This is a genomic window from Pseudomonas sp. Irchel s3a18, from assembly GCF_900187535.1.
Classification (GTDB): domain Bacteria; phylum Pseudomonadota; class Gammaproteobacteria; order Pseudomonadales; family Pseudomonadaceae; genus Aquipseudomonas.
Genome location: NZ_FYDV01000001.1, coordinates 1 through 12,396, shown reverse-complemented (window position 1 = coordinate 12,396; position 12,396 = coordinate 1). Strand labels below are relative to the sequence as shown.

At 59.4% G+C, this 12,396-nt stretch carries 8 protein-coding genes; 5 read left to right on the top strand and 3 right to left on the bottom strand.

All coding sequences use genetic code 11. The annotated features are described in order from the left end of the window. Position 1: 1 nt before the first annotated feature. The gene (locus CKW29_RS00040; RefSeq protein ID WP_095143556.1) at positions 2–703 is read right to left on the bottom strand and encodes a response regulator transcription factor; all 702 of its coding nucleotides are present in this window, start codon (positions 701–703) and stop codon (positions 2–4) included. A gap of 385 nt (positions 704–1,088) precedes the next feature. Here CKW29_RS00040 and CKW29_RS00035 point away from each other — a divergent pair, with 385 nt between their 5' ends. From CKW29_RS00035 to CKW29_RS00025, 3 genes are all read left to right on the top strand, one after another. Next, positions 1,089–2,246 (top strand): efflux RND transporter periplasmic adaptor subunit, encoded by a 1,158-nt coding sequence (locus tag CKW29_RS00035; RefSeq protein WP_095147622.1) that lies wholly within the window; start codon positions 1,089–1,091, stop codon positions 2,244–2,246. A gap of 16 nt (positions 2,247–2,262) precedes the next feature. Continuing rightward, entirely contained in the window at positions 2,263–5,361 is a 3,099-nt protein-coding gene (locus tag CKW29_RS00030; RefSeq protein WP_095147621.1) for an efflux RND transporter permease subunit, read from the top strand. A gap of 122 nt (positions 5,362–5,483) precedes the next feature. Beyond that, entirely contained in the window at positions 5,484–6,125 is a 642-nt protein-coding gene (locus CKW29_RS00025) for a DUF1345 domain-containing protein (RefSeq protein ID WP_095143553.1), read from the top strand. A gap of 97 nt (positions 6,126–6,222) precedes the next feature. On the opposite strand, the gene CKW29_RS00020 is transcribed toward CKW29_RS00025, so the two are convergent. Beyond that, the gene (locus CKW29_RS00020; protein ID WP_159950195.1) at positions 6,223–7,617 is read right to left on the bottom strand and encodes a fibronectin type III domain-containing protein; all 1,395 of its coding nucleotides are present in this window, start codon (positions 7,615–7,617) and stop codon (positions 6,223–6,225) included. Between the two features lie 488 nt (positions 7,618–8,105). Here CKW29_RS00020 and CKW29_RS00015 point away from each other — a divergent pair, with 488 nt between their 5' ends. Continuing rightward, positions 8,106–8,390 (top strand): helix-turn-helix domain-containing protein, encoded by a 285-nt coding sequence (locus tag CKW29_RS00015; protein WP_095147619.1) that lies wholly within the window; start codon positions 8,106–8,108, stop codon positions 8,388–8,390. Positions 8,391–8,442: 52 nt separating this feature from the next. Then, positions 8,443–9,177 carry a response regulator transcription factor gene (locus tag CKW29_RS00010; protein WP_095147618.1) on the top strand — a complete coding sequence of 245 codons (735 nt, stop codon included), beginning with the start codon at positions 8,443–8,445 and terminating at the stop codon, positions 9,175–9,177. A gap of 67 nt (positions 9,178–9,244) precedes the next feature. Here CKW29_RS00010 and CKW29_RS00005 read toward each other — a convergent pair. Then, positions 9,245–12,396 (bottom strand): RHS repeat-associated core domain-containing protein (locus CKW29_RS00005; RefSeq protein WP_143496809.1); only part of this gene is annotated, 3,152 nt, incomplete at its 5' end.

The window sequence follows — 12,396 nt, the reverse complement described above, 5'->3', positions numbered from 1 at the left end:
TTTAGCATTCCCACTCGGAACGGCTGAACAGATAGCCCTTGCCCCACACGGTCTTGATCTTGCGCGCCTCACCGGCGTGGTCGTCGAACTTGCGCCGTAGTTTGGAAATGGCCACGTCCACCGAGCGGTCGGTGCCGTTGAATTCGATCCCGCGCAAGCGTTGCAGGATCTGGTCGCGGCTGAGCACTTCACCCGCATGCCGGGCCAGCACCACCAGCAGGTTGTACTCGCCACTGGACAGCTCCACCGGCTGCTCGCGCCAGGTCACGGTGCGCTCCGACAAGTCGATGCACAGGTTGCCCATGAGAATCCGGTCGCTGGCGGTCTGCGGCTCGTTCAGGCTGCTGCGCCGCAACAGGGTGCGCACCCGCGCCAGCAGCACCCGCGGCTCACAGGGTTTGGTGACGTAGTCGTCGGCGCCCATCTCCAGGCCCAGCACCTGGTCGTGGCTGTCGTCACGGGCGGTGAGCATGAGGATCGGCAGCGTTGCCGAGTCGGCGCGCAACAAGCGGCACACCTGCAGGCCATCCAGGCCTGGCAGCATCAGGTCGAGGATCACCAGGTCCGGCGTCGTGAGCCGCGCACGCTCGCGCACCTGATCGCCACGGCTGATCACACTGACTTGATAGCCGTTGCGTTCGAGGTAGCTGGCAATCAGCTCAGAGAGCGCGGAGTCGTCTTCGACCAGGAGGATGTTGGGCATGGGTGTTTCCAGGAAGTGCTGAGGTGACTGTCGGGGCTGGCCCTAATACCGATCAGTTAAGGAGATGAGGCCGAATGTGTAGGAGCGAGCGTGCTCGCGATGAACTCAAGAGCTACGCGATTACTCAGAAAATACACGTAATCGTTAACGTCCATCGCGAGCACGCTCGCTCCTACACAGGTCGGCGTTCGCTTAACTGACTGGCATTGGGGCTTGTCCGCAAGAGCAATCGATCAGTCGCATTAGAAATCAAGACGTCAAGGATATACGCCCTCACGCGCACGCGAGCAAAACCTTCACACAATTTCACACAGCCACTACAAACGTTCACCGCTACCCTGCCCGGCTGCCCGTAGCATGCCGGGGTCATTATTGGGGTATTCACATGTCAAAGAACCTGTTGGCGAAGCTCGGCCTGATTGCACTGGGCCTGACGCTGGGCGCCTGCGACAAGTCCTCCACCAGCGATGAGGCCGCGCCGCTGGCCACGGTACGAATCGAAACCCTCTCAGCCCGCCCGCTGTCGATCAGCAGCGAACTGAGCGGGCGGATTGCCGCGCCGCGCATCGCCGAAGTGCGCGCCCGGGTCGCCGGTGTGGTTCTGCAACGCACCTTCCGCGAAGGCAGCGATGTGAAAAAGGGCGAGGTGCTGTTTCGCATCGACCCGGCACCGTTCAAGGCCGACCTGGACAGTGCCGAGGCCGCACTGCGCAAGGCCGAGGCCAATGCCTTCCAGGCCCGACTTCAAGAGCAGCGCTACGCCAGCCTGATCGCGGACAAGGCCATCAGCGCCCAGGACTACGACAACGCACGGGCCAATGCCCTGCAAACCGCCGCCGACGTTGCCGCCAGCAAGGCCGCTGTCGCGCTGGCCAGGCTGAACCTGGGTTATGCCACCGTCACCGCGCCGATCTCCGGGCGCATTGGCCGGGCGCTGGTGACCGAGGGTGCACTGGTGGGGCAGAACGAAAGCACGCCCCTGGCGGTGATCCAACAACTGGACCCGATCCACGCGGACCTGACCCAGTCGACCCGCGAGCTTAACGACCTGCGCCGGGCCCTACGGGCTGGCCAGCTGCAACAGGTCGGCCAGGATCAAGCCAAGGCCACGCTGATTCAGGACGACGGCAGCCTCTATCCGTTGCCCGGCAAGCTGTTGTTCTCCGACATCAGTGTCGACCCGGGCACCGGGCAGATCATTGTGCGCAGCGAGTTCCCCAACCCGGACCTCGACCTGCTGCCGGGTAGCTTCATTCGCGTGCGCCTTGAGCAAGCAGTACAGCTGCAAGGCATCAGCGTGCCGCAACGGGCGATTCTGCGTGACAGCGCCGGCATCGCCCAGGTGCTGTTGCTCGACAGCGAGGCCCGGGTCAGCCAGCAACCGGTGCAACTGGGCCAGGCACAGCAGGATCGCTGGATCGTCACCGGTGGCCTCAAGCCCGGCGACCGCATTGTCATCGAAGGCCTGCAGCACGCCCGTCCCGGCGAGCAAGTAGCGATCGACGACACCCCTCTTCCCCTTGCCCAGGTCACCGGGCAGTAGGCAGGACGCAGACTTTATGCCGCAATTCTTTATCGACCGCCCAGTGTTCGCCTGGGTGGTCGCGCTGTTTATCCTGTTGGCAGGCGCCTTGGCCATCCCGCAACTGCCAGTGGCGCAGTACCCCAACGTCGCACCGCCGAAGATCGAGATTTACGCGGTGTACCCCGGCGCCTCGGCGCAGACGGTCGATGAAAGCGTGGTCAGCCTGATCGAGGAAGAACTCAACGGCGCCGATCACCTGCTGTATTTCGAGTCCCAGAGCAGCCTCGGCAGCGCCACCATCACCGCCACCTTCCAGCCCGGCACCGACCCGGAAATGGCCCAGGTCGATGTGCAGAACCGCCTCAAGGCGGTGGAGTCGCGCCTGCCGCAAGCGGTGATCCAGCAAGGCTTGTCGATCGAGAAGGTCTCGGCCGGCTTCCTGCTGCTGATCACCCTCACCTCCAGCGACGGCAAGCTCGACGACGTGGCGCTCAGTGATTACCTGGCGCGTAACGTGATGAACGAGATCAAGCGTCTGGACGGCGTCGGCAAGGCCACGCTATACGGCTCCGAACGGGCCATGCGGATCTGGATCGACCCGCGGAAACTGGTCGGTTTCAACCTGACCCCGGCCGACGTCAACGCCGCGATTGTCGCGCAGAACGCCCAGGTCTCGGCCGGCAGCATCGGTGACTTGCCGACCCGCACCACCCAGGAAATCACCGCCACCGTACTGGTCAAGGGGCAGCTGTCCACACCCGAAGAGTTCGCTGACATTGTCTTGCGGGCCAACCCCGACGGCTCCACCGTGCGCGTGAGCGACGTGGCGCGGGTCGAGGTCGGCAGCCAGGAATACCAGTTCTCCACCCGCCTTAATGGCAAGCCTTCGACCGCAGTCGGCGTACAACTGGCACCCGGTGCCAACGCCCTGCACACCGCGACCCTGGTGCGCGAGAAGATGGACGAGCTGGCGCGCTACTTCCCGGCCGGCGTGGAATACAAGATCCCGTACGACACCTCGCCGTTCGTCAAAGTCTCGATCACCAAGGTGGTGGTGACCCTCGGCGAAGCCATGGTGCTGGTGTTCGCGGTGATGTTCCTGTTCCTGCAGAACATCCGCTATACGCTGATCCCTACCCTGGTGGTGCCGGTGGCACTGATGGGCACCTTCGCCACCATGCTGGCGCTGGGTTTCTCGATCAACGTGCTGACCATGTTCGGCATGGTGCTGGCCATCGGCATCCTGGTGGACGACGCCATCGTCGTGGTGGAGAACGTCGAGCGGATCATGGCCACCGAGGGCCTGTCGCCCAAGGAGGCTACGCGCAAAGCCATGAGCCAGATCACCGGGGCCATCATCGGCATCACCCTGGTGCTGGTGGCAGTGTTTATCCCGATGGCGTTCATGCAGGGCTCGGTGGGCGTGATCTACCAGCAGTTCTCGTTGTCGATGGCCACCTCGATCCTGTTCTCGGCGCTGCTCGCCCTGACCTTGACCCCGGCACTCTGCGCCACCTTGCTCAAGCCCATTGCCAAGGGTGAGCATCACGCCAAGGGTGGTTTCTTCGGCGCCTTCAACCGACGCTTTGACCAACTGACCACGCGCTATGAAAGCTGGGTGGTGTATGCGCTCAAACGCAACGGGCGTTATCTGTTGATCTATGTCGTGCTGCTGATTGGCCTCGGCGTACTCTTCAGCCGCCTGCCCTCCTCTTTCCTACCCGTCGAAGACCAGGGCTACACCATCACCGACATTCAGCTGCCGCCGGGCGCCAGCAAGAATCGCACGGTGCAGGTTGTGGAACAGATCGAAGCACACAACGCCACGGAGTCGGGGATCGGGGACAGCACCATCATTCTCGGCTTCAGCTTCTCCGGCAGCGGCCAGAACGCGGCGCTGGCGTTCAGTACGCTGAAGGACTGGTCGATGCGCGACAGCCAGGACTCCGCGGCCTCCATCGCCGACCGCGCCAACATCGCTTTTAGCCAGATCAAGGACGCGGTGGCCTATTCCATACTGCCACCGCCGGTGGACGGCCTCGGCACCTCCAGCGGTTTCGAATTCCGCCTGCAAGACCGTGGCGGCCTTGGCCACGCCGCGCTGATGCAAGCACGCACCGCTCTGCTGGACGCCGCCGAGAAAAGCCCGGTGCTGATGAACGTGCGCGAAAGCGCCCTGGCCGAAGCCCCACAGGTGCAACTGATCGTCGACCGCAAACAGGCCAACGCCCTGGGAGTTTCGTTCGCCGATATCGGCGACGTGCTGTCCACGGCCGTGGGTTCGGCCTACATCAATGACTTCCCCAACCAGGGGCGGATGCAACGGGTGGTGGTGCAGGCTGAAGGCGACCAACGCAGCCAGGTCGAGGACTTGCTGAAGATCCACGTGCGCAACAACGCCGGGAAAATGGTGCCGCTGTCGACCTTCGTCCGTGCCGAATGGACCCAGGGGCCAACCCAGTTGACCCGCTACAACGGCTACCCGGCCATCAGCATTTCCGGCGAACCGAGCCCGGGTCGCAGCTCCGGTGAAGCCATGGCGGAAATCGAGCGCCTGGTGGCCCTCGGCCCGACCGGCCTGGGTCAGGAATGGACCGGGCTGTCATTGCAGGAGCGCTTGTCCGGCAGTCAGGCGCCGATCTTGCTGGGCCTGTCGTTGCTGGTGGTGTTCCTGTGCCTGGCGGCGCTGTACGAGAGCTGGTCGATCCCGACCTCGGTGCTGCTGGTGGTCCCGTTGGGGGTACTGGGAGCGGTATTGGCCGTGACCCTGCGGGGCATGCCCAACGATGTGTTCTTCAAGGTCGGCCTGATCACCATCATTGGCCTGTCGGCGAAAAACGCGATCCTGATCATCGAGTTCGCCAAGAGCCTGTATGACGAAGGCCACGACCTGATCGACGCCACGGTGCAAGCCGCGCGCCTGCGTCTGCGGCCGATTGTCATGACCTCGCTGGCGTTCATCCTCGGTGTGGTGCCGCTGGCGATCGCTACCGGCGCCAGCTCGGCGAGCCAGCAGGCGATCGGCACCGGAGTGATTGGCGGGATGATCACCGCAACCTTGGCCGTGGTGTTTGTGCCGGTGTTCTTTGTGGTGGTGATGAGGCTGGTTCGTAAACGCCATAAGGACAGCTGACAGGCAGTGACGGTGATCGTTCCCGCGCTCTGCGTGGGAACGATCAAACGGGAGCAAGCTCCCTCGCCACAATGGACCGCACTGGGCTAAGGTGATGCAACACCCCGGCCCATCGAGCTCGCATGCCCCACCTCCTACGCACCCACCCTCGCCTGACCGCCGCAACCTTGCTGGGCGTGGCGGTCGGCATCCTGGTTCCCGCCCACCCCCTGATCAGCAAAGTCCTCGTCGGCTGGAATGCCGGCGTCTGGGTTTATCTGGGGCTGATGCTATGGCTCACCGTCCGCGCCAAGGCCGATGACGTCAAACACATTGCCGAAGTCGAAGACGAAAATGCCGGGCTGGTGCTGTTCATCGTCAGCATCGCCGCCATCACCAGCCTCGCCGCCATTACCTTTGAACTGGCGGGCAACAGGGACCTGGAAACCTCGCGCAAGCTCCTGCACTACGGTTTTACCGGCATGACGGTCATTGGCTCATGGCTGCTGACCGGGGTGATTTTCAGCGTGCATTACGCCCGACTGTTCTACACCTGGGGTGGCAAGGAGCCGGCGCTACGGTTCGCCGAAGGCTTGAAAACCCCCGACTACTGGGACTTTCTGTATTTCTCCTTCACCATCGGCGTGGCGGTGCAAACCGCCGATGTTGGGGTCGCCACTCGGGAACTGCGCAGGATTGTTCTCGCGCAGTCCTTGATCGGGTTTGTGTTCAATACCGCGATATTGGGGTTTTCGATCAATATCGCGGCAGGGTTGTTTGGTTAGACTACATACGCTATTTCATTGCCGTGGGTTTAACTGCGAAACGCCTGACTCGGGAAGCTTGGCAACGTGATCGAAAACAAGCCTTGTGCAACACCACTTATCCTCTGATCGATGCGGGCTCGGAGAGCCTTCCGTGACGTATTGCGCGCACCTCAAAGAGATAAGTCGTGCCAGCCTCCAAATCAGTAAACAAGAAATAGAGTTCCGGGATTTCTCGAAAGACGACGCTATCGCGCGATAGCTCGTAACCGGTGACGCCCTCACTCTCGACCGGTGGCGCCCACTGGAGGGCTCCGTGCATGAAGGAAAGCCGATTAAACTCCAGATTGGTTGGCGCATTGCTCACGGGTGTTGTCACCTGGATGGTCGACATTATCGAACGATTACCCGCTGCATCCATGGCACACACTGCAAAGCTGTAAAGCCTGGAGCTGCTCAATCCGCTGATGGTGTAATGAATATCCGGGATCGTTTCCAGGTACGCGGCACCTTGGTAGATTTCATAACCGGTGACCGCGACATTGTCTTGCGACGAGGCCCATTCAAGGCCAACCGAATGGCTGGTAATAGTAGTCGCCCTGAAATTTCCGGGCATGGAAGGGGCTTTCGTATCCGCGGTGGTGACCGTCAATGGGTCGGAATCGGCAAAATGTCCATCGGCATCCAGCGCACGCACCTTGAACGTGTAAGTGGTTGCATCATCCAGGCCGATGGCGGTGTAACGGGTGCTGTCGACATTGTCGATCGGCCTGTTGTCACGGTAGATCTGATAGCCGGTAACCTCAATATCATCAATGGATGCGACCCACTCCAGGGTGGCACTGTTCCCGGTCACACTGGAAGCGCTCAGGCCGGTGGGTTTGCTTGGTGGCACCCCGCTGTTCCAACGGGCTACCCGAGAAAGGTTTCCAGCAGCGTCCCGGGCTCTTACCTGCCAGGATTTCATACGTTCCACAGGCAAGTCCACGGCAAACGTAGAGGTGTTGATCGGGAGTTCAGCCCCTTCATTCCATCGGAGCAAATAACCGGTGACACCCACATTATCTTGCGACACATCCCAACTCAGCATCGACCTGTTGCCTGGCATCCTGTCCAGGTGTAATCCCCGGGGGCGGGTGGGCGGCACTCGATCATGCGTCACCACCTTGATCGATACCACAGGTGCCGGCGCTCCCTGGGAACGCCTGGGTTGAACCTCTACCGTGTATTCGACTTCAGGAGTCAATCCCTGGAGAAGGCATTCGCACTCCGTGGTATGGACCGGCGCCGGCCCTCCCCACCTGACGACATAATCGATCAGGTAGGAAGAGTCGAAAGGTACCTCCCAGGTGATCCACGCCTCATTAAACGTTCGCCCTGGATTGCGTAGATTGCGCACTTGGGTGAGCACTGAAAGGTCGATTTCTTCAGCCGTCATTTTTTGATCGCCTCTACGTTTTGATAGCGCCAGGCCCGAAACAGCCTCGGTCGGCGGATCACGATGGGTTGTCATTGAAGAACTGTTCGAGGGTCCACGCCACTGACAGATCTGATAGTGGTGTTCCTGAGAATTGTGTGCTGGTCGACGGTGGCGGCACCTTCGCCAGATCATCAGACGTGCCACCCGGTGCAACCATTCAGGATGTGCGGCGCAAATCTCGTGCGTTCCGCTCGATAACCCGCTGCCGGTAAAAATGTGATGAACGGCATAAACGGCAAAACCTGTTCCATGCCAAGACTTACGAGAGCGTTTAATCGCGCAAATTCAGAGAAAAGTCCTGCTCGAACCCGAGAAAAAAAAGACAGAAACGTCTCAACCCTCTGCATTAAGGTGCCCTACCTGTTAGTTCTTACAGGTTTCAAGGTGTTGGATCCACGCTATAACTGGGCCGAACCGACAGCGCCCTAAGCAGCGTCTGTCAGCCGGACGCAGGAACCACGCCCGCCTCAGGAAGGATCCGTCGCGCCCACCTCATTGATTGATAAATGGGAGTGCCTGTCATGAACCATTCGGCCCCGATCGCCACTCGCGCTCGCAACATCCAGTCCGGGTTACAACTGCAGCAAACCGGGCAGCCACAAGGCATCACACTGACCACGCGTGAAAAAGAAGTGCTGCTATGGAGTGCCAGAGGCAAGTCGTCCTGGGAAATCGGTCAAATCGTCAATTGCAGCGAATCCGGTGTGAATTATCACTTTTGCAATATCCGCCGAAAATTCGGCGTGAGCTCGCGCTGGACCGCAGTGTTCAAGGCACTGGAGCAAGGTTTGATTCAGCTGTCTTGAGCCTGGCTGACTGCGGTGTACGGCGCGCCATTGGCCCCTGTCGAGACACTGCATGAACCCTGAGCAATTGCTATACCCTACTGCTACCACCTGCAGCGGCGACACACCTGAACACCGTGCTCGCCGCACACTGAACGCACCGCGCATTATTCTCGCCGACGACCACCCCGTTGTACTGATGGGCGCCGAAATGGCCTTGTGCCCGCCCTCCAGCAACGGGTTCGCGATTGTCGCCCAGGCCCACAGCGCCGATGAGCTGATCGACCGCCTGGAGCGCACGCCCTGTGACATCCTGATCAGCGATTACTCGATGCCTTACGGCAGCTTTCCCGATGGCCTGGCGTTGATGGGCTACGTGAAACGCCACTTCGGCCATGTACGGTTGATTGTGATGACTATGCTGCGCAATCCGTCCCTGCTGCAGGCGTTGCTCAACCAGGGGGCCTGCGGACTGTTCGACAAACGCAGCCCCTTGAGTGAACTCAGACGTGCGGTACAGAGCGTGGTCAGAGACCGTCGCCACCTCTGCCCGACATTCGCCAGGATTCTTGAGGCCCAGACCTTGCCGTCTTCCAGCGCCGACACACCGTTGGTAAACCTGTCAGAACGGGAACTGGAAGTGGTGCGCCTGTTCGTTCAAGGCCTATCCGGCCGGCAGATCGCCGCGCAATTGAATCGCAGCGAAAAAACCATCAGCCGGCAAAAACGCACCGCCATGGACAAGTTGGGACTTGACCATGACGGTGGGTTGGTGGAGTTTGCGCGGGTGAGTGGGTTGAGGGAGTAATCTGCACTAGCGCACAGAAGAAAGCAGCTCCCGTACCGTGAAGCACGGGAGCTAACAGCAGGCGTTACTATTGGTTGCGTCTTTGCATGGCTTTCGACATTACACTAGGCTTTTTTTCTGTTGTTCTAATGACTGTCGCCGTATCAACTACTGCTGTACGTGATGACGTCGGCGCGGCCCCAATACGACGAGGAGTTGGAGGTGTCATAGGCAATTCTTCAATTGCATTTGTGCGAAACCCCAAAACGTTAAATTCGTTTTTAAGATCAAAGGGTTCCCCTCGGCTAATCAGCCGTTCTGTATACTCGATCTGTGCTGGTGACAATGGTTTGTCAGAAGCTCGCCCTCCCTTTTCGTAACCTTTAAATGTCGCTGCCTCTTCATTAACTAAACCCGCATTCGGTTTTTCTGCGCGACCGGAAGATTTGACCGTTGGGGCTGTCGCTCTCTTGGGTGCTTTATTTGCTGCTGTTTTTGAAGAGAGCCCAAGTCGCTTCGCTAGCCAATGAAAGAAGCGATAACCCCCGGTCCTGTCCAGAAAATTGATCGGTTCGCCCCCACAATACATATAGGCATTCCTTCCCCCCCGACCAAACGGGCTCAAACTGTCCGAGCTCTGAAAACGCATCACCTCTGAGTTATAAGCCCGATAGCCATTGCCCAACAAATACCAACCGGTCTGTTCCTCACGCAGTTCTCCGTTGTAGCCCAAATGACTGCTCGCCGCCGCATCATTCGCACGATGGCCATAAGGTGAATAAGCGCTTTCCTGGCGCTGGTGCTGACTGACCTCACACAACACACTGTTCTTGTCATCACCGGCCAACAACAGGGACTTTGGGTCAGCACCTGCCTGGTGCTCGGCGAGCACAACCCTGTTCGCTCGCACGTAGGTGCTGCTGTCAGAACCCTGAATCCGGTTCGCCAGTTGATCGCCCTGGTAGAAACGCCGTTCGTGAGTGCCGCCGTTGCTGCCGCCACTCAGCGTATCCAGTGAGTCATAGTCATACTCATTGGCCGTTCCGCCCGACCCGACGCTGACGCTGATCAAACGACCCAGGCTGTCGTAACTCAGGAAATGCCCGACTTCATCTTGCAACAGGTTGCCATCATCGTCATAAGGAAAATCGATCCTGTCCGGGTAGTCCGGGTCTCCAGGCCGCGGAGGTTTCAGATCATTTCTCAGCCCGGTCAGTTGGCAAGGGTCGAGCTCATTCCCGTACTCGAAGTAGATCGAATGGCGCCCCCCGTCGAATGTGGTCTCCACGAAATCCAGATTGTCCTGGGCATCAAAACTGAACATCTGGCTCTTGATGGCTTTGCCATATGGGTCCACCGGTGGCTGTCTGCCGCTGCAGTCATAAAAGACCAGACGTCCACGCTCGTCATAACTGTAGATTTCCTCACGCAAGGTTTCCTCGGGCTCGCCTTCAACCATTTGCGTGAGGGTACGCTGGGTCAGCCTGTCGACCTCATCGTAGGTCTGGCTCAGGGTCTGGGTGATCCCGTTACCCAGATGGAATGTACGCAGTACCTCGCGACCAAAGTCATCGTACTCGAGCTCGGTTATCAGCCTCTGCGCGCCATCGCGGGTGTCGATTTTCGCCAGTTCTCCTGCTTCGTCATAGGCAAAGGTCGATTCCGTGTTGCCCAGTTTCGTGGCAATCAGCCGTGCGTTTTTACTCGCGTCGTACGTGTACGTCTGGGTTTGCCCAAGGACATCGGTGTAGCTCAATATTCTCGCTTGCCGACTGTACCCGTAATGCATCTCGAAACTCTCGAACGGCTCTTCTTCACCCTCGCGTCGTTTCTCGCGTCGTTCGCTCTTCAGTTCACCGGTGCTGAAATACTCACGGACAAGGTTATGGGTGATGCAGTCCTTATCGACCTCCTCGGTTTTACGCAGGCGTGCGTTCTCGTGGTCATACTCATAGTTGGCGGTACTCTCGAGCGCAATGCGCTGCTCCGGGTCCTCGCCCAACTCCGGACGGTAGACATAAGCGGTTTCCACGCCGCTGGGGCGCTTGACGCTCTTGGGCTGGGTTTGCCCAGGATCGAAGGTGTAGACACTTTCACGCCCGCCGGTGATGGATGTGATCATCCGGTCAAGGCCATCGTAGCGTTGTTCGCCCAGGACAACACCGTTGACACTGATCTTGATCGGCAAGTCTTCACGGCTATGCACTGCGTACACTCGCTCGACGACGTTATAGTCCGGCAGCCGGGTTTTGATCATGCGGTCGAACGCATCGTACTCATACATCGTCTTGTTATGGACAGCATCATATTCCTCGGCGGTCCGCCCCATACCGTCGTAATGGTAAATGTGCTCGCTGTACGGCCGAACGTCATCACCTAGGTGGTAACGCTTGATATCATCAGGCTTGCCGAACAGATTGTTGGTGGTCACGGTTTTTCCCCTGACCTGCTTGTCCTTGCCCTCTTCGTCCTTGACGCCAAGCCATTGAGTCGTTGTCTGGTTGATCGGGTCGGTGACTTCGTACTCCTCGATGCCGTCCGGACGGATCATCCGGCGCTGTTCACCCCAATCGTCGTAATTGAAGGTGCTGGTCAGGACAACATCCTTAGCGCCTTCCCAATCGATGACCGTTTCGCTGACCAACTGCTCTCGATTGTTGTATCTCGCCTGGTAGATCTTGCGAGGCTCGGCATTGCGATCGAAGCCCGTCGCATCGGCATCCTGGCGGGCCTCCTCAATCACCCGGTTCAACCCGTCCAACCAGGTGGTGGTGGTGACACCCTTGACATCGCAGGCGGTTTGCATCGCCTGCTGACCGACCGCGTTAGTGAGCGTGTAGGTATAGGTACGGCTGGCTTTGTATTGGGTTGAATTCGGTGCCACGGTTTCCTTGGTCACGCGGCGCAACACATCGTACTCGTAGTCTATTTCCACATTGGTGTCGTCATGGGTACGCAGCGACTCACCACTGTGCAAGGAGTCCAACAGCGTGATGCGCTTGCGCACCGACCGTACAGATTGGTCATCAAAACCGATCGTCTCGCTATCAGTGCGTAATACCGCTTCATCAGTCCGGGCAAAACGCTCCTGGGTGTAGCGGTAACCCGTGGTGGTGGTCTTGCCGTTGAGGGTCACCTCATCGCGCAGCTTGCGGCCGTGCTCGAAGGGGTTGTCCGGTTGGTCGATATAGGTATATGCCGTGACTTGCAGTGGCTCCTGATCATTGCCGACCTGCAGCA

What these genes read in the sequence shown, in the direction of transcription:
- CKW29_RS00040 (WP_095143556.1), bottom strand. Translation starts at nt 703, where the DNA reads ATGCCCAACATCCTCCTGGTCGAAGACGACTCCGCGCTCTCTGAGCTG.
- CKW29_RS00035 (WP_095147622.1), top strand. Translation starts at nt 1,089, where the DNA reads ATGTCAAAGAACCTGTTGGCGAAGCTCGGCCTGATTGCACTGGGCCTG.
- CKW29_RS00010 (WP_095147618.1), top strand. Translation starts at nt 8,443, where the DNA reads ATGAACCCTGAGCAATTGCTATACCCTACTGCTACCACCTGCAGCGGC.
- CKW29_RS00015 (WP_095147619.1), top strand. Translation starts at nt 8,106, where the DNA reads ATGAACCATTCGGCCCCGATCGCCACTCGCGCTCGCAACATCCAGTCC.
- CKW29_RS00030 (WP_095147621.1), top strand. Translation starts at nt 2,263, where the DNA reads ATGCCGCAATTCTTTATCGACCGCCCAGTGTTCGCCTGGGTGGTCGCG.
- CKW29_RS00020 (WP_159950195.1), bottom strand. Translation starts at nt 7,617, where the DNA reads ATGACAACCCATCGTGATCCGCCGACCGAGGCTGTTTCGGGCCTGGCG.
- CKW29_RS00025 (WP_095143553.1), top strand. Translation starts at nt 5,484, where the DNA reads ATGCCCCACCTCCTACGCACCCACCCTCGCCTGACCGCCGCAACCTTG.